This is a genomic window from Acidovorax delafieldii (assembly GCF_007993815.1).
In the GTDB taxonomy this organism is placed as follows: domain Bacteria; phylum Pseudomonadota; class Gammaproteobacteria; order Burkholderiales; family Burkholderiaceae_C; genus Acidovorax; species Acidovorax delafieldii.
In genome coordinates this window covers 224,537-247,478 of sequence record NZ_VJWE01000016.1, presented here as the reverse complement: position 1 = coordinate 247,478, position 22,942 = coordinate 224,537, and the positions used below count along the sequence as shown (strand labels likewise).

The window sequence follows — 22,942 nt, the reverse complement described above, 5'->3', positions numbered from 1 at the left end:
ACACAATGCGCTGGCAGCTATCATTTTTGAAGAAGACTCCATGGCAACCATCCTCCAGAACCTCCCCCTCGGCCAAAAGGTCGGCATCGCCTTCTCCGGCGGCCTGGACACCAGCGCCGCACTGCACTGGATGAAGCTCAAGGGCGCCGTGCCCTACGCCTACACCGCCAACCTGGGTCAGCCCGACGAGCCCGACTACGACGCCATCCCGCGCAAGGCCATGGAGTACGGCGCCGAGAAGGCCCGCCTGGTGGACTGCCGCACGCAACTGGCCCACGAAGGCATCGCCGCCCTGCAGGCTGGCGCCTTCCACATCAGCACCGGCGGCCTGACCTACTTCAACACCACCCCCCTGGGCCGCGCCGTGACCGGCACCATGCTGGTGGCCGCGATGAAGGAGGACGACGTCAACATCTGGGGCGACGGATCGACCTTCAAGGGCAACGACATCGAGCGCTTCTACCGCTACGGCCTGCTGACCAACCCCTCGCTCAAGATCTACAAGCCCTGGCTGGACCAGCTGTTCATCGACGAGCTGGGCGGCCGCGCCGAAATGTCGGCGTTCATGACGCAGGCCGGCTTTGGCTACAAGATGAGCGCCGAGAAGGCCTACAGCACCGACAGCAACATGCTGGGCGCCACCCACGAGGCCAAGGACCTGGAGTTCCTGTCCAGCGGCATCCGCATCGTCAACCCCATCATGGGCGTGGCGTTCTGGAAGCCCGAGGTCGAAGTGAAGGCCGAGGAAGTGTCCGTGACCTTCAACGAAGGCCAACCCGTGGCGCTGAACGGCAAGGAGTTCAACGACCCCGTCGAGCTGATCCTTGAAGCCAACCGCATCGGCGGCCGCCATGGCCTGGGCATGAGCGACCAGATCGAAAACCGCATCATCGAAGCCAAGAGCCGCGGCATCTACGAAGCTCCTGGTCTTGCGCTGCTGCACATCGCCTACGAGCGCCTGGTGACCGGCATCCACAATGAGGACACCATCGAGCAGTACCGCATGAACGGCCTGAAGCTGGGCCGCCTGCTGTACCAGGGCCGCTGGTTCGACCCACAGGCCATCATGCTGCGCGAAACCGCCCAGCGCTGGGTGGCCCGCGCCGTGACCGGCACCGTGACACTGGAACTGCGCCGTGGCAACGACTACTCGCTGCTGAACACCGAGTCGCCCAACCTGACCTACGCACCCGAGCGCCTGTCGATGGAAAAGGTCGAAGACGCGCCGTTCAGCCCGCTGGACCGCATTGGCCAGCTGACCATGCGCAACCTGGACATCTCGGACACGCGCGGCAAGCTGGGCGTGTACTCGCGGGCGGGCCTGCTGTCGCTGGGAGGCAATGCAGCCCTGGCCCAGCTGGACAACGACCGCAAGTAAGGCGGTACTCGCCCCATGGGCCCCAAGCCTTCCGGGTGGCCACTGGGAGCAGCTTGGCGGCTCATTTGGAGCAAAAATGGCTGGTAGCGCTAGTGCAATTTTCCTCTCCAGCTATCAATAGATGAGCAAAAGCCACCCTTGGGGTGGCTTTTTCATTGGGGTCTCGTACCAGGCGCGACACCAGCCCTTTCGAGGCGCAGGGGTCGCCTCTGACTTCGCGCTACACGACCACCGGCTCGGGCTCCAGCCGGATGCCAAAGCGCTCGTACACACTCGTCTGGATGGCCTTGGCCAGGGTCATGACCTCGCCCCCTGTCACGCTGTCAGCGCCCTGCCCCCGGTTGACCAGCACGAGGGCCTGTTTCTCGTACACCCCGGCCTTGCCGATGGATTTGCCTTTCCAGCCGCAGGCATCGATCAGCCAGCCCGCCGCCAGCTTGATGCTGCCGTCGGGCATGGGGTAGTGCACGATCTTGGGCTCGCGGGCGATGATGTCGGCGCACTGGTCGGGCGACACGGTGGGGTTCTTGAAGAAGCTGCCCGCGTTGCCCACCACGGCAGGGTCGGGTAGTTTCGCGCGGCGGATGTCGCAGACCCAGTCAAAAATTTGCTGGGCACTGGGGTGTTCCACCCCCGCCTCGGCGCGGCGGCGCTCCAGGTCCAGGTAGCCCAGTACCGGCTTCCAGGGCTTGGGCAGTCGAAAGCGCACATGGGTGATCACCGCCCGGCCTGCCAGACCCATGCCGCGCGGCAGCCCGCTGCCATCCTGCGCTTCGGAAGGTGCATGCTTGAAAACGGAATCACGGTAGCCAAAACCGCATTGCGCAGCATCCAGGCTGAACGACTGGCCCGTAGCCAGGTCGATGGCGTCGAGCGACTCAAAACGGTCCTGCAGTTCCACGCCATACGCGCCAATGTTCTGGACGGGCGATGCCCCCACCGTACCCGGGATCAGGGCCAGGTTCTCCAATCCGGGATAGCCGTGCGCCAGCGTCCAGGCCACGGCGTCGTGCCAGACCTCGCCAGCACCCGCCTCCACGATCCAGGCCTTGGGCGTTTCATCCACCAGGCGCAGGCCTTTGATTTCCATCTTGAGCACGACGGACTTCACGTCACCGGTCAGGATGATGTTGCTGCCGCCGCCCAGCACAAATTTCGGTACCGGCGCGAGCTGGGGGTCTGCCAGCACAGCCCGCAGGTCGTCCACCGAATGCACTCGCACCAGGGTTTGGGCGCGTGCGGCAATGCCGAAGGTGTTGCAGGGCTGTAAAGGGGCGTTTTTCTCGACTACCATTGGCCCGATTGTCGCACCCGGCCTTTTGGCTCCCCGCGATCCGCCCCCATATCTGCACCTGTTTTCCCCGAGATAGAGACCCACCATGCCATCTTTTGACACCGTCTGCGAAGCCAATCTGGTTGAAGTGAAAAACGCCGTCGAGAACACCGCCAAGGAAATCGCCACCCGTTTCGACTTCAAGGGCACCTCTGCCAGCATCGAGATCAAGGACAAGGACATCACGCTGATCGGCGATGCTGATTTCCAGCTCACCCAGATTGAAGATGTTCTGCGCAACAAGCTCACCAAACGCAGCGTGGATGTGCGTTTTCTGGACATGGGCGATGTGCAGAAAATGGGCGGCGACAAGGTCAAGCAGGTCATCAAGGTGCGCAACGGCATCGAGAGCGAGTTGGCCAAGAAGATCCAGAAGCTGCTCAAGGAAAGCAAGCTCAAGGTGCAAGGCGCTATTCAGGAAGACAAGGTGCGCGTGACTGGCGCCAAGCGCGACGACCTGCAGGCCGCCATGGCCTTGATCCGCAAGGATGTGACGGACGTGCCGCTGTCGTTCGACAACTTCCGCGACTGATATGAAGCGACACCCCGCTGAGGTCCTGCGGGCCCTCCCCCCGCTCTCGCAGCGCGGAGCGCTGCAGCCAGGGGGACGCCGCCAGCGCGGCGGGGCGGTCCTTGCGCGGCTGCTCTCACCAGGGCTGCGCCGGTATCAGCGCCTCCTCGCCCTGTGCATCGGGTTGCTGCTGGGCCCCACCTGGGCGCATGCGCAGGCTGTGGCGCTGGCGGGTGTACTGGGCAGCAAGGCGCTGATCGTGGTGAATGCCAACCCGCCCAAGGCGGTGGGCGCTGGGGATGAGTTCCAGGGGGTGAAAGTCATCGCCGTCGCCAAGGACGAAGCCACCGTGGAGATCCAGGGCGCACGGCGCACACTGCGACTGGGCGAGGCGCCCGTGAGCGTGGGCGGACGCAGTGGCAGCGGCAAACGCATTTTGCTGGTGGCAGATGGCAGAGGCCATTTTGTGAACAGCGGCACCATCAACGGGCAGGTGATGCAGTACATGGTGGACACCGGGGCCTCCACCGTCGCCATCGGGCGGCCGGATGCAGAGCGCATGGGCCTCAACTACCAAAGCGGCCAGCCGGTGCGCGTGAACACTGCCAATGGCGTCGCCCAGGGCTGGCGCATGAAGCTCGACTCCATCCGCATCGGTGACGTCGAGGTCTTTGGGGTAGAGGCCATCATCACCTCGCAGCCCATGCCCTATGTGCTGCTGGGCAACAGCTTCCTGAACGAGTTCCAGATGACCCGCACCAACGACCAGATGGTGCTCGAAAAGCGCCACTGACGCCTGTACACCCGCAATGTCCGCACACCCCTCCTCCACCCACGCGCACTCCGAAGGGGAGTACGAAGACCTGCTCAGCCTCTGGTCCGACCTGGAGTCGGCCCTGTCGGTGCTGCTGAGTCGGCCGCTGCAAGTGCAGGACTTTCCGGGCAAGGTGCGGCAGTTTGATGCCTGGCTGCAAGACCTGGTGGCGCACGACATCGACGCGGCGCTGTACCTGATGTTCCAGCACGCCTCCACATCCACCGTGGGCTACAGCGCATCGCACGCGCTGGTGTGCGGCACGCTGTGCCACATCATGGCGCTGGAGCTCAAGCTGCCGCAGCGTGAGCGCGACAGCCTGGTGCGGGCGGCACTCACCATGAACATCGGCATGACGACCCTGCAGGACGAACTGGCCGTGCAGCGCGAGCGCCCCACGGCGGAGCAGCAGGAGGCCATCAAGAGCCACCCCGAAGACAGCATGCTGCTGCTGGAACGCCTGTTCATCAACGATCCGCTCTGGCTGGACGTGGTGGGGCAACACCATGCCAGCATTGCCGAACGCGTGCCTTTGGCCAACCAGGAGCCGATAGACCGGCTCACCCGCATCCTCGGCACCATTGACCGCTATGCCGCCATGATCAGCCCACGCAAATCCCGCGCCGGGCGCAGTGCCACCGATTCGGTGCGTGCCATCGTGGGACAAGAAGTGGACCAGCGCGACGAGGTCAGCTACACCCTGGTGCGCTCCATCGGCCTGTGCCCCCCAGGTACGTTTGTGAAACTGGACAACGGCGAAACCGCCATCGTGCTGCGCCGCAGCGACAAGGCCAACCACCCGTTGGTGGCCAGCCTGCTGGACAGCACCGGCAACCACCGCAGCCAGCCCAGCCTGTACCAGACCGCGAGCGGCAAGCCCCGCATCCAGTCTGCCCTGGCCCGGTCCGCAGTGAGCCTGGAACTCAACCACCGCACCATGGTGCGGCTGGGGCTGTACGCCGCGCAGCACAGCGCAGGGTTGCGCGGGCTGGTGACTGCGCCCGGCGCGCTCTGACACAGGGCACGCGCCCAACCGGGCGCGTGGCTACATCAGTGTTTGGCCTTGGCTTTTGCTATGGGCTTTGCCTTGGCGCTCTCTTCGCCCTCGGCAGGTTTCGCCTTCTTGCTGCCCAGGCGTGATTCCGTGCCGGCAATCAGGCGCTGGATGTTCTCGCGGTGCCGCCAGGCCAGCAGCAGCGCCATCACCACGATCGAGGCGGCAATCGTGCCTTCGGCATACCAGACCACGCCATCCACCAGCAGGTAGTACACCGGAGCAAACGCGGCGGCCACCAGCGAGGCGAGCGACGAGTAGCGGAAGAAGAACGCAATGATGAGCCAGGTGGCCGCCGTGGCCAGCCCCAGCCAACCGCTGATGCCCACCAGCACGCCCAGTGCCGTCGCCACGCCCTTGCCGCCCTCAAACCGGAAGAACACTGGCCACAGGTGCCCCAGGAAAGCGGCCAGCCCCACCAGCGCCACGGTGCCGTCTTCGAGCCCATAGGGGTGGCCAAACCACATCACCAGCGCCACGGGCAGCCAGCCCTTCATCGCATCGAGCAGCAGGGTCACGATGGCCGCCGCCTTGCTGCCCGAGCGCAGCACATTGGTGGCTCCGGGGTTCTTGCTGCCATAGGTGCGCGGATCGCTCAGGCCCATGACACGCGTCACAATGACGGCAAACGACAGCGAGCCCAGCAGGTAGGCGGCCACGGTGGCAAGAACGGGATAGACGGCGGTCAAAGCAACTCCTTGGAAATCAAATGGTCAGCCTTCTGACGGGCTGTATCGCGCGGCGGCCTATTCTGCCAGCGCGCACTGCACCGGTTTGGCGCCCAGCAACTGCACACACACCTGCGGGTCCAGCTGCACCAGAAAGCCCCGGCGCCCGCCGTTGATAGCAATGCGGGGCAACGCGAGGATGGTTTCTTCGATGTAAACCGGCATGGTGCGCCGCGTGCCAAACGGAGACGTCCCCCCCACCAGGTAGCCACTGTGCCGGTTGGCGACCTCGGGTGCACAGGGCTCGACCGACTTGGCGCCGATCTGGCGTGCGAGGTTCTTGGTGGAGACCTTGCGGTTGCCATGCATCAGCACCAGGAGCGGCTTGGCGTCCTGGTCCTGCATGACGAGGGTCTTGACCACGGTGAACGGGTCCAGACCCAGCACCTCGGCGCTGTGCATCGCGCCGCCGTGCTCCAGGTACTCATACGGGTGTTCGGTGAACGCCACCTTGTTCGCCTTGAGCAGCTGGGTGGCTTGGGTCTCGGAAACGTGTTCTTTCTTGGCCATGGTGTGGTGCGGATAGGGCACCGATGGTATCCGTATCCAAATGTGAGCGTGCTGGAATCTGCGGCAATGTGTCAGAACACCGAGGCAGGCGCTGGGGTGGCCTTGCGGCGCCGCCCGACCTTGCGCTTGCCGTATTCCTCGATGGCGATCACCAGCGCTTGCGTGAACTGCTGCACCAGGGCGGACTGGCTACGGCCCTCGGCTGCCAGCACCTGCAGGCGCCGTTGCTGCAGCTGGGTTTCGTCAAATGGCCGGGCAGCCAGCAGGCCCGCCTCCACCCATCGCGCCGCTGTGAGGTAGCTGGCCAGCACCACGTCCTGCCCGCTCAGCAGCGGCAACAAGGCCGACGAAAAATTGCTCTCCACAGCGGGAACATAGCGCAGGCCCTGCACCGCACAGCTCAGGTCAAACAGCTGCCGCCCCGTAGTGTTGGCGGCCCCCAGCAGCAACGGGTAGCGCACCACGTCAGCCACGCTAACACTGCGCTGGCGCGCCAACGGGTGCTGTGCGGGCATGACGGCATAAATGGGTGCGATGGCCGAGTGCAGCACCTGCAGGCCCTTCTCGGGCGCCGTGCTGTACTTCAGCGCCAGATCGGCCTCGCCGCGCAGCACCAGGGCCGACACCTCCTGCGGCACGGCCACCTGCAACTGCAGCTGCACCTGCGGGTGCGCCTGCCGAAACCCCGCCATGACCAGCGGCATGAAGGCTGCCGCAAACCCTTCGGTGCAGGCCAGCCGCACCCGCAGGGCACCTTGGGCCGACAGATCCTGCAATTGCTCGACCAGCTCCAGCGCCTGCGCATCGTGTGCACTGGCGTGGGCCAGCAGGCGGGTACCCGCCTCGGTCAGGTTCATGCCGCGCGCCTGGCGCTCGAACAGCACCACACCCAGGCTGTCTTCCAGCTTGCCCAGCTGCCGGCTCACGGCCGAAGCGGCCACGTGCAGGCGCTGCGCGGCCTGGTTGACGGAGCCGGTGCGCGCGACCTCCAGAAAGTAGCGCAATGGCAGACTGAGCAGTGAAATGGCCATGGTTGTTTAAATCACAAAAAGGCAATGGTCAGTTGCCAAATCTCTATTCCAAGCAATGGTAAACCAGCATCCATCTTGCATGGCTTGAGGCTCCAATTCACCCATGCCCTTGCGCGGGCGCCACGTGGTCATTGCTCCCACGCCGCCCGCTGTCGGGGCCCTACCACCGGAGTCCGCATGAAACGCCTTGTTCGAGCCTCTTTCCTGTCTGCCACCCTGGCAGTTCTTGCCGGCCCTGCCAGCCTGGCCTGCGCCCAGGCAGCAGCCCCTGCCGACGCCTGGCCCCAGCGCCCCGTGCGCATGGTGGTGCCCTTCCCGCCCGGTGGCGGCACCGACGTGGTGGCACGCGCGCTCGCACAGAAGCTGGCCAGCCGCCTGGGCACGCCGGTGGTGATCGACAACAAGCCGGGTGCCTCCACCATCATCGGCACCGAAGCCGTGGTGCGTTCCGACCCCGACGGCTACACGCTGCTGGTTTCGGGCTCCACCAGCTACACGGTCAACCCTGCCTTGCGCAGCAAGCTGCCCTACGACCCTGCCAAGGACCTCGTGCCCGTGGCCACCGTGGCCCGGGCCCCCCTGGTGCTGGTCGTCAGCGTCAGCGCGCCGTACAAGGACCTGAACGCACTGATCGCCGCAGCCAAGGCAAAGCCCAAGAGCATCCACTACGCCACCTTCGGCTCGGGCTCTGGCCCGCACCTAGCGGGCGCGCTGCTGGAGCAGGCCGCGGGCATCCAGCTGCAGGACGTGCCCTACCGGGGCAGCAGCCAGTCGCTGATCGCCCTCATGGGCGGCGAAATCCAGTTGGGTATCGACACCGTGGCCGCTGCGGCGCCGCAAGTGAAGGCCGGCAAGCTGCGCGCCCTGGCCATTGCGGGCAAGTCGCGCTCCAGCATGCTGCCGGGGGTGCCCACCGTGGAGGAACTCAAACTGCCAGACGCCGTGTTCGACGCCTGGTATGCCATCGCCGCCCCCGCCAAGACGCCACAGTCTGTCATCCGAAAGCTGGTGACCGAGGTGGAAGCCGTCACCCGCGACAGTGGTCTGCAGGAACAGATGCGCACCCAGGGCATGGAACCCGTGCACCTGGGCCCCGTGGCCACGCGCGCCATGATCGATGACGAGATCGGCCGCTACCGCGCGCTGGCCCACCGCGCCAAGATCGTGGTGGACTGACGAACACCCAACAAGGACCTGCACGATGAACCGCCAACAACTCATTCAAAACGTCCAGCGCTACTTTGACGATGGCCGCTTCGCCACCGACCTGCGTCGCCGCGTGGCCTGGCGCACCGAAAGCGACACTGGCAAGGTGCCGCCCGAACTGCACACCTACCTCACCGACGAAATGGTGCCCTGGCTCGCGCCCCTGGGTTTTGAATGCGAGGTGCTCGACAACCCGTCGCCACAAGGCGGCCCCTTCTTGGTGGCCCGCCGCGTGGAAGACCCTGCGCTGCCCACCGTGCTCACCTACGGCCACGGCGATGTGGTCAACGGACAGGACGCGCAATGGCGCGAGGGCCTCTCGCCCTGGGAGCTCACCATCGAAGGCGAGCGCTGGTATGGCCGAGGCACGGCCGACAACAAAGGCCAGCACACCGTGAGCCTGGCCGCACTGGCCCACACCATCGAGGCCCGGGGCGGCCGCCTGGGCTACAACGTGACGCTGCTCATGGAGATGGGCGAAGAGGCGGGTTCGCCCGGCCTGGCCGCCTTCTGCGAGCAGCACAGTGACGCGCTGAGGGCCGACCTTTTTCTGGCCAGCGACGGCCCCCGCGTGAACGCGGGCCACCCCACCCTCTTCCTGGGTTCACGCGGAGCCATCAACTTCTCACTCGCGGTGCGCAGCCGCGACAAGGCCTACCACTCGGGCAACTGGGGTGGCGTGCTGGCCAACCCGGCCACCGTGCTCACGCACGCCCTGGCCACGCTGGTGGACGCGAAGGGCCGCATCCTCGTCAAAGGCCTGCTGCCGCCCGCGGTGCCCGACAAGCTGCGCACTGCCCTCAAGGACGTGGTGATTGGCACCGGCGCCGATGACCCCGCCCTCACCCCCGGCTGGGGCGAGCCCGGCCTGACCCCCGCAGAGCAGCTGGTGGGCTGGAACACGCTGGAGGTGCTGGCGCTGGGCGCGGGCAACGCGCAGCGGCCCATCAACGCCATCCCCGCGCAGGCCGTGGCGCACTGCCAGCTGCGCTTTGTGGTGGGCACCGATTGGCAGAACGTGGAGGCCACGCTGCGCGAACACCTGGATGCGCATGGCTTCAGCCAGGTCGAGATCACCATGGGCATGCACTGCGGCGCCACACGGCTCGATCTGCACAACCCCTGGGTGGACTGGACGATGGCCTCGCTGCAGGCCAGCGCAGGCCAGCCCGCCACGCTGCTGCCCAACCTGGCAGGCTCGCTGCCCAACGACATCTTTGCCGACCAGCTCGGTCTGCCCACGCTGTGGGTGCCGCACTCGTACCCCGCCTGCGCCCAGCATGCGCCCAACGAACATTTGCTGGCGCCCGTGGCACGAGAAGGTCTGGCGGTGATGGCCGGGCTGTTCTGGGACCTGGGTGAGCCACAAGGGACACCGTGGACTGAAGGGCGCACCACCCGGCAGGAGGCAACTGCCTGACAGCAGCGCGCACAAACTCGCAGAAAAACCAAGGGGCCTGCACGGCCCCTTTGTTTGATCTTGCCGATTCGCAGGGCCACGCCCTGCCCCGGTCACAACGCAGGGTCGCGCAGCTCCCAGCGGATCGCATCGATGGCCTTCAGCACCTCGGGCGACAGCGTGGTGCCCCAGGCATTCAGGTCTTCCTCCAGCTGCGCCACCGACGTCACGCCGATGATGGTGCTGGCCACTTGCCACTTGGTGTAGCAGAACGCCAGGGCCATCTGCGTGGGTGTCATGCCGTTGGCACGCGCCAGTGCGTTGTAGCGGCGCGATGCCTCCAGCGCCTCCGGGCGGCCCCAGCGTTGTTTGCGCACGGATTCATATGATGCAATGCGCGCACCCTGCGGGGCATTGGGCCCAGTAATGCCGCTTTCGTCGTACTTGCCCGTCAGCAGGCCAAAACCCAGGGGCGAATAGGCCAGCAGAGACACATCCAGGCGGTGGCAGGTTTCATCCAGTCCGTTTTCCCAGGTGCGATTGATCAGGCAGTACGGGTTCTGCACCGTGGCCACACGCGGCAGGCCATGCTGCTCGGCCAGGCGCACGAACTCGTGCACGCCGTAGGGGGTTTCGTTCGACAGGCCGATGTAGCGCACTTTGCCCGCCTTCACCAGCCCGGCCAGCGCGTCCAGTTGCTCACGGATGGGGGTTTGCGAGGTTTCCTTGGAAGGGTCGTAATACAGGTTGCCGAACGCTGGCACATGGCGCTCGGGCCAGTGGATCTGGTAGAGGTCGATCACATCGGTCTGCAGGCGGCGCAGGCTGGCCTCGCACGACGCCACGATGTCGGCCGGGGTCATGCCCTTGCCCTCGCGCACCCAGGGCATGCCGCGCGAGGGGCCGGCCACCTTGGTCGCCACCACCAGCTTCTGGCGCGCGCCAGGGTTCTTGGCAAACCAGTTGCCGATGATGGTTTCGGTGGCACCAAAGGTCTCGGCCTTGGCGGGCACAGCGTACATCTCGGCCGTGTCGATGAAGTTCACGCCGCGCGCAAGCGACTGGCTCAGGATGGCATGCGAGTCGGCCTCATTGACCTGCTCGCCGAAGGTCATGGTGCCCAGGCAAATGGGGGTGACAAGCAGGTCACTCTGACCCAAGCGGACGGTGTTCATGCGGTGAAGGCTCCAGAAGGTGGGAAAGTAAGCAGGGCCTGCTGCGGCCCCGGCTGGCGATGGTACAAGCGATCGCCAAAACCTGCCGGACGCCGGACTCCTTGGTGACACCGCAGGGCGCCCCGCCAGCGTGGCGGCAACGTAACATTGGCACAGCATGTACCAAGTCCTCACCCCTTCGCGCAGCTGCACACTGGCGCTGCGGCACCTCAACTACCACGTCCGCCACTGGGGCCCAGAGCAAAGCGACCTGCCCACGCTGGTGCTTTTGCATGGCTGGATGGACGTCAGTGCCTCCTACCAGTTCACGGTGGACGCGCTGCGGCAACCACGCCGCATCATCGCGCCGGACTGGCGCGGTTTTGGCCTCACCACCGGTGCACCGGTGGACCACTATGTGTTTGCCGACTACCTGGCCGACCTGGACCTGCTGCTGGACCACTATGCCCCCGGCGAAGCCATCGACCTGGTGGGCCACAGCATGGGCGGCAACGTGGCCATGATGTACGGCGGTGTGCGGCCCGAGCGCGTGCGCAAGCTCGTCAACCTGGAAGGTTTTGGCCTGCCCGCCACACGCCCCGCGCAGGCGCCCACCCGCTACGCGCAATGGATCGACGAGATCAAGCAGCTGCACCAGGGCACCAAGGAACTCAAGACCTATGACAGCGCCGACGGCGTCGCCCGCCGCCTGATGAAGACCAACCCCCGCCTGTCCGAAGACAAGGCCCAATGGCTGGCCCAGCACTGGGCGCGGCCCAACGCGCAGGGGCAGTGGGAAATCCTGGGTGACCCCGCCCACAAGATCACCAGTGCGCAGCTGTACCGCGCGGACGAGGCCCTGGCCATCTACGAGCGCATTGCGGCCCCCGTGCTGGCCATCGAGGCCAGTGGCGACAGCCTGGGCCAGTGGTGGAACGGCCGGTACACCCTGGACGAATACCACCAGCGCCTGACCCATGTGCGCACCTGCAGCACCGCGGTCGTGCAAGACGCGGGCCACATGCTGCACCATGACCAGCCCGAGCAGGTGGCCCAGCTGATCGAAGCGTTTTTGGATGCTGCCTGAGGCAATTTGAAGTCCTTGCGCTCGCAAGCGCTAGTGGATATTGCCTGAGTAGCTATCATTTTTGATATGAATGCCACTCGGAGCCCACACGCCGGCCTGCGCAGATCCGGCGGCGGTCTGGCACAAAGGGCATTAGCAGGGCACCTGCCCGTCCCATGAGAAAATCGCGAGTTATTCCACAGAACACGCAGGACAAGAATCATGGACGCAGAACGCATCAACCTCATCGGCACCACCCTCAGCGACCTGGCTCTGCGCACGCAAGAGTTACGGAGGTATCTTTGACTTCGATGCCAAATTTGAACGCCTGCGCACGGTAAACGCATCGCTGGAAGATCCCTCCGTCTGGAACGACCCCAAGAAGGCCCAGGAGCTGGGCAAGGAACAAAAGTCGCTCTCCAGCGTGGTCGTCACGCTGGACAAGCTCACCCGCGATCTGGCCGACAACGCCGAGCTGTATGAGATGAGCAAAGAGGAAGGCGATGAAGCCGGCCTTTTGACCATCGAGTCGGAAGCCGCCACGATGCGCGCAGCGGTGGAAGAGCTGGAGTTCCGCCGCATGTTCCGCAACGAGGCGGATCCGCTCAATTGCTTTGTGGACATCCAGGCAGGCGCTGGCGGCACGGAAGCCTGCGACTGGGCCAGCATGCTGCTGCGCCAGTACCTCAAGTACGCCGAACGCAAGGGCTTCAAAGCCACGGTCGAAGAAGAAACCCCGGGGGACGTGGCCGGCATCAAGAGCGCCACGATCAAGATCGAGGGTGAGTACGCCTTCGGCCTGCTGCGCACCGAAACCGGTGTGCACCGCCTGGTGCGCAAGAGCCCGTTCGACAGTTCGGGCGGCCGCCACACCTCGTTCGCGTCGCTGTTCGTGTACCCCGAAATCGACGACTCCATCGAGATCAACATCAACCCCGCCGACGTGCGCACCGACACCTTCCGAGCCTCCGGCGCGGGCGGTCAGCACATCAACAAGACCGACTCGGCCGTGCGACTCACGCACATCCCCACCGGCATCGTGGTGCAGTGCCAGGACGGTCGCAGCCAGCACAGCAACCGCGACGTGGCATGGCAGCGCCTGCGCAGCCGCCTGTACGACTTCGAGATGCGCAAGCGCATGGAAGAGCAACAGAAACTGGAAGACACCAAGACCGACGTGGGCTGGGGCCACCAGATCCGCAGCTACGTGCTGGACAACAGCCGCATCAAGGACCTGCGCACCAACGTTGAAATCTCGGCCACGCAAAAGGTGCTGGACGGCGACCTGGACGCTTTCATCGAAGCTTCGTTGAAGCAAGGCGTCTGAGCGATGCGGATGCGCACCGACGCCATCATCTTCGACATGGACGGCACCATGATCGACTCCATGCCCTGGCACGCCCAGGCGTGGGTAGAGTTTGCACGCCGCCGGGGCATGGACATCGACGTGCCCGACCTCATGGCGCGCACCACGGGCCGCAATGGCACCGAGTGCATCGTGGAACTGTTGGGGCGCCCCGTGTCGCAGGACGAGGCCGACGCGCTCACGCACGAAAAAGAAACCATCTACCGCGAGCTGTTCGCCCCGCGTTTCTCCGAAGTGGCGGGCTTTCGCCAGTTTGCGGCCCAGGTGCGCGCGCGTGGTCTCAAGGTGGCGGTGGGCACCGCGGGTGACATCGGCAACGTGGAATTCGCACTGGGCCACCTGGGCCTGGAACCCGCGCCCCAGGCCATCGTGCGTGGCGATGAGGGCCTGCCCGGCAAGCCCCAGCCCGCGATCTTCCTGGAGGCGGCACGCCGCATCGCGGCAGCCCCCGAGCATTGCATCGTCTTTGAAGACGCGCCTTTCGGCATCGAGGCAGCGCGCCGCGCGGGCATGCGTGCCGTGGCCATCTGCAGCACCCACACGCCCGAACAACTGGCCGGGCCCCATGTGCTGGCCGCCGTGCGCGACTACACCGAACTCATGAACACCGACTTTCTGGAGAGCATCCATGTTGCAACTGCATAAAGCCGACGGAAGCGGAGACGGCGCGGCCCCGGCCATCGCCATCCGCCGCGAGGACTACACCGCCCCCGCCTACTGGATCGACAGCGTCGAGCTGACCTTCGACCTGGACCCGAACAAGACACGCGTGCTCAACCGCATGACGCTGCGCCGCAACCCCGACGTGGCCGCGCAGCCGCTCAAGCTCGATGGCGATGACCTGAACCTGGCACGTGTGCTGGTCAACGGCCAGGGCACCTCGTTCAAGATGGAAGGCACCCGCCTGGTGCTGGAGAACCTGCCGGAAGGCGCCGAGCCCTTTGCGCTCGAAATCTTCACCACCTGCTGCCCCGCCAAGAACACGCAGCTCATGGGTCTGTACGTGAGCCAGGGCACCTTCTTCACGCAGTGCGAGGCCGAGGGCTTTCGCCGCATCACCTACTTCCTGGACCGCCCGGACGTGATGGCCAGCTATACCGTCACGCTGCGCGCCGACAAGGCCCAGTACCCGGTGCTGCTGAGCAACGGCAACCTGGTGGACAGCGGCGACCTGGAAGACGGCCGCCACTTTGCCAAGTGGGTGGACCCGCACAAGAAGCCCTGCTACCTGTTCGCCCTGGTCGCAGGCAAGCTGGTGGCCCGCGAGCAGAAGATCAAGAGCCGCTCGGGCACCGACCACCTGCTGCAGGTCTACGTGCGCCCCGGCGATCTGGGCAAGACCGAACACGCCATGAACTCGCTGATGTACAGCGTGGCATGGGACGAAGCCCGCTTCGGCCTGCCGCTGGACCTGGAGCGCTTCATGATCGTCGCCACCAGCGACTTCAACATGGGCGCCATGGAGAACAAGGGCCTGAACATCTTCAACACGAAGTACGTTCTGGCCAGCGAATCCACGGCCACCGACACCGACTTCGCCAACATCGAAAGCGTGGTGGGCCACGAGTACTTCCACAACTGGACGGGCAACCGCGTGACCTGCCGCGACTGGTTCCAGCTCAGCCTGAAGGAAGGCCTCACGGTCTTCCGCGACCAGGAATTCAGCATGGACCTCGCGGGCAGCCCGTCCGCCCGCGCCGTCAAGCGCATCGAGGATGTGCGCGTGCTGCGCACCGCCCAGTTCCCCGAAGACGCGGGCCCCATGGCTCACCCGGTGCGGCCCGACAGCTACGTCGAGATCAACAACTTCTACACCGTCACCATCTACGAAAAGGGTGCGGAAGTGGTGCGCATGCAGCACAACCTGGTAGGCCGCGAAGGCTTTGCCAAGGGCATGAAGCTGTACTTCGAGCGCCACGACGGCCAGGCCGTGACCTGCGACGATTTTGTGCGATCAATAGCCGATGCCAACCCGGGCAGTCCGCTCACGCAGCACCTTGGGCAGTTCAAGCGCTGGTACAGCCAGGCTGGCACGCCCCGCGTGCGCGCCACGGGCCGCTACGACGCTGCCACGCGCTGCTATGCACTCACGCTGTCGCAAAGCTGCGCCCCTACGCCCGGCCAAAGCGAGAAGTTACCCTTCGTCATCCCGGTGGAACTGGGCCTGATCGATGCCACCACCGGTGCCGCCCTGCCCTTGCACCTCGCAGGTGAAGGCGCTGCAGAAGGCGCAGCCCACACCACCTCGCGCGTGGTCGTGCTCACCGAGGCATCGCAGACCCTGACCTTCACCAACCTGGATAGCGAGCCTGTGCCATCGCTGCTGCGCGGGTTCAGTGCCCCCGTGGTGCTGGACATCGACTACACCGACGCGCAGTTGCTCACGCTGCTGGCGCACGACGCCGACGCTTTCAACCGCTGGGAAGCTGGGCAGCGCCTGGCACTGCGGATTGCTATTAATACAATAGCTAATGAAGCATATACAACCGGCGCTACTGGCCGATTTGAGCAAACCATCCTGTCGACACCGTTTGTAGAGGCGATGCGCAGCGTGCTGCGCAACCCGGCCCTGGATGCAGCATTCAAGGAACTGGTGCTCACGCTGCCCTCCGAGACGTACATCGCCGAGCAGCTGGACGTGGTGGACCCGCAGCGCATCCACGCGGTACGCGAAGCCATGCGCGAAGAGCTGGCACTGGCGCTGCAGGCCGACTGGGAAACCGTCTGGGAACAGAACCAGGACACCGGCGGCTACCGACCCGACCCCGTCTCCTCCGGCCACCGCGCACTCAGTGGCCTGGCGCTGCACATGCTGTGCATTGCCGCGCAAAAGACAGGCGATGTGGTCTGGCCTGGCAAGGCGTACCAGCGCTTCAAGGTCGCGGGCAACATGACCGACCGGTTCAATGCCCTCACGGCCCTGGTGGCCAGCGGCAGCGAACTGGCCACACCGGCCCTCGCCCGCTTCCATGCGCTGTTCAAGGACGAGCCCCTGGTCATCGACAAGTGGTTTGCACTGCAAGCGGGTGCGCCCGACCGTTGCGGCAACGTCTTGCCCGCCGTGCGCCAGCTCATGCAGCACCCGGACTTCAGCCTGAAGAACCCCAACCGGGCGCGCAGCGTGATCTTCAGCTACTGCAGCGCCAACCCCGGTGCTTTCCACCGGTCGGACGCTGCGGGCTACGTGTTCTGGAGCGACCGTGTGATCGAGCTGGACGCCATCAACCCGCAGGTTGCGGCCCGCCTCGCGCGCGCGCTCGACCGCTGGAAGAAGCTGGCGGACCCCTGGCGCAGCGCCGCGCGCGAGGCCATTGCTCGTGTGGCCGCCAAGCCTGATCTGTCCAACGATGTGCGCGAGGTAGTGACCCGCGCACTCGCCGAATAAACCACGACCGAGAAGAGACTGACATGGCAAAAAGCATCAGCCTGACCCGCTACCTTGTTGAACAACAACGGGTGGACGGACTCATTCCCTCGCAACTGCGCCTGCTGCTGGAAGTGGTGGCCCGCGCCTGCAAAAGCATCAGCCACGCCGTGAACAAGGGCGCACTGGGCGGCGTGCTGGGCACGGCCAGCAGTGAAAACGTGCAGGGCGAGATTCAGAAAAAGCTCGACATCATCGCCAACGAGGTGCTGATCGAGGCCAACGAATGGGGCGGCCACCTGGCGGCCATGGCGTCTGAAGAAATGGACGGCATCTACCTCGTGCCCAACCGCTACCCGCAAGGTGAATACCTGCTGCTGTTCGATCCCCTCGATGGCTCCAGCAACATCGATGTGAACGTGAGCATCGGCACCATCTTCAGCGTGCTGAAAAAGCCCGATGGTGATCGCGGCGTGGAGGAAGGCGACTTCCTGCAGCCCGGCACCCAGCAAGTGGCAGCGGGCTACTGCATCTACGGCCCGCAGACCACCCTGGTGCTCACCGTGGGCGATGGCGTAGCCATGTTCACGCTCGACCGCGAACAGGGCTCCTTCGTGCTGACCGAGGAGAACGTGCGCATCCCCGAGGACACCAAAGAATTCGCGATCAACATGAGCAACATGCGCCACTGGGACGAGCCCGTGAAGCGCTACATCGACGAATGCCTGCAGGGCAAGGAAGGCCCGCGCGGCAAGGACTTCAACATGCGCTGGATCGCCAGCATGGTGGCCGACGTGCACCGCATCCTGACCCGTGGTGGCGTCTTCATGTACCCGTGGGACAAACGCGAGCCCAACAAGCCTGGCAAGCTGCGCCTGATGTACGAGGCCAACCCCATGGGCTGGCTGGTAGAACAAGCCGGTGGTGCAGCCACCAATGGCAAGCAACGCATCCTCAATATCCAGCCCACCCAGCTCCATGAGCGCGTCAGCGTGATCCTCGGCTCAAAAAATGAGGTGGAGCGCGTGACCAGCTACCATTCCACGCTATAATCCAAGGCTAAGCCGGTGTAGCTCAGTCGGTAGAGCAGCTCATTCGTAATGAGAAGGTCGGGTGTTCGATTCATCTCTCCGGCACCAAGTCAGTAAAGAAAACCCCGCTATCGAAAAGGTAGCGGGGTTTTTCTTTTTCCGTTCGATGTAAGGGCGGATGTACGACGATTTCGGGATTGATGACCGGAACGACGGTGATCAGAAGTCCTGCGAGCACGAGCGTGGCTGCAGGGAGACAACAACATCAAGGAGATTCCCGTCTATGTGCCCGTTCACACCGCCAGCGAGTTGTCGAGCCCAGCTGAAATGCTGATGCGGCCCCCCGCAGGCGTTGCGCTACCATCGCCGGCAACTACCGAACCTGTCGCGAGAATGCCGAGCGACTAAGGGCTCCAGGGGTCAGCGAACTGTTCGACAAGGTCAACTCGCTCACGTCGGTAACAACCTACTAGACAATCTGTTGGGCCCGTTCGAGTCGGCCATGAAGTCGGTAGCCACGACCCTGTTGTGAGAGGCTAAATTCGAAACCTCAGACTTCAGCACTGCGAAGGCGCGCGGGTGCGATGGGTTCACGCTGTTGGTGAGTCGCACCCGCGCCGAATCGCGCAACGGCTGGTTTGGTGCATTTCAACGCGGTGATCAGCGCCTCGAGGTCATTGGCCACATCGAGTAACGCACTTCAGTCCGTCGTCTCGCGTATATCCCAATCTGCCAGTCTGGCTTCCCCGGTCTGGTACAACTGCTTCACCAGCTTCACGTATTCCAGGAAGTCCTTGTTCTCAGTCGCCAGTCTGTTGGCGGTATCCCAGTCGATCTCGCTGCGCTCCCTGGCCGGAATTAAAACTTGACTTTCAGACGGGTTATCGACATCTAGTTTGATCAGGCCAATGCCGTGGGCTGCAAACAGCATCCGCAGCTCCTTCAGCGTGTCCTGGCCCTCGATCTCGGCAGCCACCAGGTAGCCAAAGTTGGACCATGATGAGTTCGAGACGGACTGGAAAAAGCACTCTCGGACGTTGGATCGGTTGATCAGTAGCTTGACCTCGAACGACCACAGCTTGGTGCGCTTGTCCGAGTACTGATTGACGCAGTCCTTGACCTCTCGGTGCCAGTCCGCTCCCAGGACCTCCATGCCGACCAGATCCGGATAGAGCCAGCGGTTGCCGTGCGGCCCACGTTTGTTGGACGAGCGTTTCTCATCGACGCGCTTCGAGTACACCCCGAACTCTGCCCACAGGTAGCTTGCCAGCAAGGGGTAAAGGCCGTGTTCACCGGTCTTGGCTTCATCTTTGCCGACCGGAATTGCGACGCCGACGTTTTCCACCGCTGCGACCTCGGCGCTGTCCGACTTCTCCGAGAAGTAGTACTTCCGGGGCCGACCCTCTGTGGTCTTGAGGCCGGGATGCTTCTTCTGCAGACGTGGGCGCTGTGAGCCGATCTCCGCCACCAACTGCTGCAGCAGGTCCTCGTCGGTTTCCAGCGTCTGGCTGCTCGCCTTCTTGGCGCTGCACTCGGCCGGGAAGGTCGCAACGAGCCACTCGGCAATCTGTCGCGCGGAGAACTTCTCTTCGGGGTGTGCCGTCAGGAAGTCGACGACCGATTTGCCAAGGTTAAGTGCCACAGTTGTATTCCCTCTTCATTCCCGTCACGCCGGTACCGCATTGAAGTCTTCGGCCTGCGATGCTTTGCTGCTCTCCCCGACGAAGACCGACCGAAGTTGCAGGGAAGCTGGCAACTTCAGACGACGCTCCTTGAGGCAAAACGGCAGCACCCAAAGGCGCATCCCGATGGCCTTCGGAAAGTCAAAGACTGGCAACGGCTCTGTGAAGGTGTCCGTCTTTGGATAGATCAATACGATGTCCCCGGTGCCGTCTAGGTAGTGGTGACCGTAGACGTACAGCTGATAGAAGTCGGCCTGGCTGAGTTGGTATTTCTCGCGCCCGTTCTTCTTTGCCGCATCCAGCAGCTTCCACTTCGTATCCAGGACCAAGCGCGTGGTTTGCTTCTGCTTTACCAACAGGTCGGGCTTCAAGCGGAACCATCGCTGGTCATCGTGCGCAACGAGGTGCTGGCTGCTTGCCTGTGCCTTCAGGACGAAGTCAGCGCGCAACTGCCTTGCCAAGTGCTTCTCGACATAGGCCTCGAACACTGCTTCCATCGGAAACAACAGCGACGGGGCATGGTGACTTCCCATCCCAGAGATGGGGCTGAGACCCTGCAGGATCAGCTTGGCCCAGTCCAGTGCAGACTCGTAGTAGCCCATGCCTCGATCCAGCCTGATTCGCTGAATGTCTTGGGCAACATCGACTGACGGCGGAACATCTGAAAAGACAAAGCTGAGTTCGCGTGCGACACGCTGGCTTTCCTGCGATCGGCACAGGGCCAGAACATGGCGAAGCGCCGTGTGAATCAGGCGGTTCTCTGCACGGTTCTGCGAAAACTCGTCATGCTCGGTAAAGAACCGGTCACGCCTGACCAGATTCAGGGAGATCTGCCGTGCCACCAACAACCGCCCACGAAGTGCAAAGAGGTTGTCCTGTCGCGCGACATAGTCACTGCGCAGTCCGCGCTTGACGAGCGAACCGACGGCCAACAGGAACTGCTGGATGAAGATCTCCAGGAGGGGCATGCGCTCAGCGACCAAGTCCGCGTTGGCTGTCTTGATGTGCCGAAACCCGGCCAGGCACTTCAACATCTCGATGAGGAGCGCGCGTGCTTCCTCAGGTGACGTATTCCTCCCAGTCTTTGGCAGTACCTCGATCTGAAATCCGCATGGGGCGCGAATGACGCCCACATAGCTGGTGACCTGAATGGCCCGCTGGCCGCTCAGGTGAGTCGGCTTGAGCCAACCAGGGGCATCGTCATCATTTCGCAGGGACTGCATGTCCAGCCAGGCGAAGACACGTCTGGGCACAGCAAGTCCGACCGCTCCGGCCTTTGCTTCGACGACCTTGTCGAACTCAAAGATCGTCAGGGAATTCATCCGGCGGTCACGGCAGGTTTGGGCGCATAGATGCCGACGTAGGCGTCCGGCTGATCGAGCGCGCCTGCGTTCAACTGGTAGCGAGAACGAATCGCGTACTGGTCCAGCTCGTGCTCGCGGCCGAAGAGAGCCAGCAGGTCCTCCTCGCGGCCGATTTCATGCACGAATTGGTGGTCCTGCTTTGCCTTCTGGTTATCGCCCAGAACCAGTCGAATCTTCTGCCAGTCCTCGAAGAAGTACTCCTCCAGGAGCGGAATGATCTTGTTCCTGAACACGGTCTTCAGCTCGCTGAACCGATCCGCCTCCTTCAGGTCTTTGAGGCGTGTGAAGTAGGCATGTCCCACCATGTGGTCGCGGTCGTACAGAGCCTCGATCCGCTTGTTCAGCATGGTCAGCAGCTGCTCGATGTCGATGTCCACGCCGTTATGGGAAACGATGGTGCCAGCCAAAACCGAGGGCTTGGGCATCGACTCGATGAACTCGAAGCGGCGGCGAAGTGCGGTGTCGACCAGTGCCAGCGAGCGGTCTGCCGTGTTCATCGTCCCGATCACATCAACGTTCGACGGCACGCTGAAGCTCTCTGCGGAGTAAGGCAATGTCACGGCGACGGGATACTTCGCTCCATCGCGCTTGTCGACCTCTACGAGTGTGATGAGCTCGCCGAAGATCTTGCTGATGTTCCCGCGATTGATCTCATCGATCACCATCGCGTACTGCCTTGACGGGTTCTTTCGTGCCCGGTCACACAGCCTCAAGAAGGCACCTGGTGTGATCTCGTAGCGCACCTCCCCATTCGACGCGGAGGCTGTCTCGCTGTCCGCCGCACGCTTCTTGCCCCGCTTGGCGATGACGGGGCGTAGGCCCTCCACGAACTCTTCATACCCATAGGACTGGTGGAAGGTGACGAACTCGTAGCGCTCGCCGTACTCGGCATCGGTGTAATCAGACACGAGCAGGGCCTGCAAGTCGAACGTCTTGCCGGTGCCGGGCGGGCCGTAGTAGATGACATTTTTGGGCGGCTTGTCGCTCTTGGGCTCGTCCTCAATGTCGTAGTCGTCGGGCCAGTAGCCGTTGCGTCCGGAGCGCGCCCCAAGCTTGGCTGGCCAACTGCCTTCGTCCTTGTCGGCGGCTTCGAAGATTTGGACAAGCTCGCTCGTGAGATCAGTGGGCTCAAGCTCATCCAACCCGGCAAAGGCGGACCAACTGACTCGGATGCCATCCTTGCGCAAGAACAGCCATCCGACGGGACCGCCTTTCACTACACCCTTTTCCTTGCGTCCGAAGCGCAGCTGGCTGTTGGTGGCCCGGGTGAACCACCAGTCCAACCCCATTTCGTTCACTGCACGGGCAAGTCGGCCGAAAAGCTCGGTCGTGGTGCTGGTCCACAGCGGCTGCCGTTCAACGAAGTCCTCGTGCCCTTGGAAGTGGTGCAGCAATGACGCCTCGTCTTGCCCCGCCGAAAGCCCCAGCTGGTCTGCGACGTCGTCGTAGGTCAGTTTGAAGTTCTTGATCGATTCGACGCTCCAGTCGACCAGCGCGGTGAAGTCCAGTGCAAGCCCGTCGGCAGCGGACTTGATGGCCACGATGGGCGAGGATGTCAATGGTCCTCGGATCTGCTCGTACTTCTTCCGCAGCGCCGGGTCGTTGACCTTGATATCCACGAGGTCGATCTTGACGACGAACCCAAGCTCGGCGTCGATGCCAACGGTATAGGCCAGGCCATCTGGTGCGTTCTGTGCCGGGTAAATCCGAGCCCAGTTGTAGTGGGTGAATTTCTTCTGCCACTGGTCGGTCGGCTTCCGGACGGTCTTGGTCTTGCCGTCCTTGAACAGTTGCTGCTGCAGCGCCTCGGCCCAATGCTTGGTGACGTCGTAGGCTTGGCCCAGCTCCTCATAGACGCGCTGTTGCTCCGGGTTGGTCTTGTCGTAGACCGTCCCTTTCCACTTGTTCAACAGCTTGAAATGGTCGTTGCTGAAGTAGTTCTGTGCCATCG

Annotated in this window: 19 protein-coding genes and 1 tRNA gene; 12 read left to right on the top strand and 8 right to left on the bottom strand. The window is 63.8% G+C overall.

What is annotated here, in order from left to right:
* The first annotated feature begins 40 nt into the window (after positions 1-40).
* Entirely contained in the window at positions 41-1,378 is a 1,338-nt protein-coding gene (gene argG / locus ATF69_RS18830; RefSeq protein ID WP_056063739.1) for an argininosuccinate synthase, read from the top strand.
* Positions 1,379-1,598: 220 nt separating this feature from the next.
* Here the strand turns inward: argG and murB are convergent, their stop codons facing one another.
* Positions 1,599-2,672 (bottom strand): UDP-N-acetylmuramate dehydrogenase, encoded by a 1,074-nt coding sequence (gene murB / locus ATF69_RS18825; protein ID WP_056063742.1) that lies wholly within the window; start codon positions 2,670-2,672, stop codon positions 1,599-1,601.
* Positions 2,673-2,757: 85 nt separating this feature from the next.
* Between murB and ATF69_RS18820 the strand changes: the two genes are divergently transcribed.
* From ATF69_RS18820 to ATF69_RS18810, 3 genes are read left to right on the top strand one after another with little or no spacing between them, the layout of a single operon-like run.
* A complete protein-coding gene (locus ATF69_RS18820; RefSeq protein WP_056063745.1) occupies positions 2,758-3,243 on the top strand; it encodes a YajQ family cyclic di-GMP-binding protein in 486 nt (161 codons plus the stop codon).
* Between the two features lies 1 nt (position 3,244).
* Positions 3,245-4,015: a retropepsin-like aspartic protease family protein gene (locus ATF69_RS18815; RefSeq protein ID WP_225581272.1), complete on the top strand. Its 771-nt coding sequence runs from the start codon at positions 3,245-3,247 to the stop codon at positions 4,013-4,015.
* Positions 4,016-4,031: 16 nt separating this feature from the next.
* On the top strand, positions 4,032-5,051 hold the full coding sequence (locus ATF69_RS18810) for an HD-GYP domain-containing protein (RefSeq protein WP_056063748.1): 1,020 nt from the start codon (positions 4,032-4,034) through the stop codon (positions 5,049-5,051).
* Positions 5,052-5,086: 35 nt separating this feature from the next.
* Here the strand turns inward: ATF69_RS18810 and plsY are convergent, their stop codons facing one another.
* The 3 genes from plsY to ATF69_RS18795 form a co-directional block, all read right to left on the bottom strand.
* A complete protein-coding gene (plsY, locus tag ATF69_RS18805) occupies positions 5,087-5,779 on the bottom strand; it encodes a glycerol-3-phosphate 1-O-acyltransferase PlsY (protein ID WP_056063751.1) in 693 nt (230 codons plus the stop codon).
* A gap of 57 nt (positions 5,780-5,836) precedes the next feature.
* Complete coding sequence (locus ATF69_RS18800; RefSeq protein ID WP_056063754.1) at positions 5,837-6,328, bottom strand: aminoacyl-tRNA deacylase; 492 nt, start codon at positions 6,326-6,328, stop codon at positions 5,837-5,839.
* Between the two features lie 71 nt (positions 6,329-6,399).
* Complete coding sequence (locus ATF69_RS18795) at positions 6,400-7,359, bottom strand: LysR family transcriptional regulator (RefSeq protein WP_146871923.1); 960 nt, start codon at positions 7,357-7,359, stop codon at positions 6,400-6,402.
* 177 nt (positions 7,360-7,536) lie between these two features.
* On the opposite strand from ATF69_RS18795, the gene ATF69_RS18790 reads away from it, so the two are divergent.
* Both ATF69_RS18790 and ATF69_RS18785 read left to right on the top strand, forming a co-directional pair.
* Complete coding sequence (locus ATF69_RS18790; protein ID WP_121942704.1) at positions 7,537-8,535, top strand: Bug family tripartite tricarboxylate transporter substrate binding protein; 999 nt, start codon at positions 7,537-7,539, stop codon at positions 8,533-8,535.
* A 25-nt stretch (positions 8,536-8,560) separates the two neighbouring features.
* Entirely contained in the window at positions 8,561-9,985 is a 1,425-nt protein-coding gene (locus tag ATF69_RS18785) for a M20 family metallopeptidase (protein WP_146871922.1), read from the top strand.
* Positions 9,986-10,077: 92 nt separating this feature from the next.
* Here the strand turns inward: ATF69_RS18785 and ATF69_RS18780 are convergent, their stop codons facing one another.
* Positions 10,078-11,139: an aldo/keto reductase gene (locus tag ATF69_RS18780; protein ID WP_146871921.1), complete on the bottom strand. Its 1,062-nt coding sequence runs from the start codon at positions 11,137-11,139 to the stop codon at positions 10,078-10,080.
* A gap of 157 nt (positions 11,140-11,296) precedes the next feature.
* Here ATF69_RS18780 and ATF69_RS18775 point away from each other — a divergent pair, with 157 nt between their 5' ends.
* The 6 genes from ATF69_RS18775 to ATF69_RS18750 all read left to right on the top strand — a co-directional run bounded on the left by ATF69_RS18775 (position 11,297) and on the right by ATF69_RS18750 (position 18,053).
* On the top strand, positions 11,297-12,205 hold the full coding sequence (locus ATF69_RS18775; RefSeq protein ID WP_146871920.1) for an alpha/beta fold hydrolase: 909 nt from the start codon (positions 11,297-11,299) through the stop codon (positions 12,203-12,205).
* A gap of 201 nt (positions 12,206-12,406) precedes the next feature.
* A protein-coding gene (gene prfB, locus ATF69_RS18770; protein ID WP_099730502.1) for a peptide chain release factor 2 occupies positions 12,407-13,511 on the top strand; the annotation gives its coding sequence in 2 pieces (ribosomal slippage) (positions 12,407-12,487 and positions 12,489-13,511; 1,104 coding nt in all).
* 9 nt (positions 13,512-13,520) lie between these two features.
* Entirely contained in the window at positions 13,521-14,195 is a 675-nt protein-coding gene (locus ATF69_RS18765) for an HAD family hydrolase (RefSeq protein ID WP_056746407.1), read from the top strand.
* Positions 14,179-16,935 (top strand): aminopeptidase N, encoded by a 2,757-nt coding sequence (gene pepN / locus ATF69_RS18760; RefSeq protein WP_146871919.1) that lies wholly within the window; start codon positions 14,179-14,181, stop codon positions 16,933-16,935. The genes ATF69_RS18765 and pepN overlap by 17 nt, the downstream gene beginning before the upstream one ends.
* Positions 16,936-16,958: 23 nt before the next feature.
* On the top strand, positions 16,959-17,966 hold the full coding sequence (locus ATF69_RS18755) for a class 1 fructose-bisphosphatase (RefSeq protein WP_146871918.1): 1,008 nt from the start codon (positions 16,959-16,961) through the stop codon (positions 17,964-17,966).
* Between the two features lie 11 nt (positions 17,967-17,977).
* Positions 17,978-18,053, top strand: a tRNA-Thr gene (locus ATF69_RS18750).
* A gap of 592 nt (positions 18,054-18,645) precedes the next feature.
* Here ATF69_RS18750 and ATF69_RS18740 read toward each other — a convergent pair.
* From ATF69_RS18740 to ATF69_RS18730, 3 genes are read right to left on the bottom strand one after another with little or no spacing between them, the layout of a single operon-like run.
* Positions 18,646-19,587, bottom strand: coding sequence for a COG2958 family protein (locus tag ATF69_RS18740; protein ID WP_146871917.1), 942 nt, complete (start codon positions 19,585-19,587; stop codon positions 18,646-18,648).
* A gap of 24 nt (positions 19,588-19,611) precedes the next feature.
* On the bottom strand, positions 19,612-20,949 hold the full coding sequence (locus tag ATF69_RS18735; protein ID WP_146871916.1) for an McrC family protein: 1,338 nt from the start codon (positions 20,947-20,949) through the stop codon (positions 19,612-19,614).
* Positions 20,946-22,940, bottom strand: a complete 1,995-nt coding sequence (locus ATF69_RS18730) for an AAA family ATPase (RefSeq protein WP_146871915.1) — start codon at positions 22,938-22,940, stop codon at positions 20,946-20,948. Before ATF69_RS18730 ends, ATF69_RS18735 begins: the two co-directional genes overlap by 4 nt.
* Positions 22,941-22,942 lie beyond the last annotated feature (2 nt).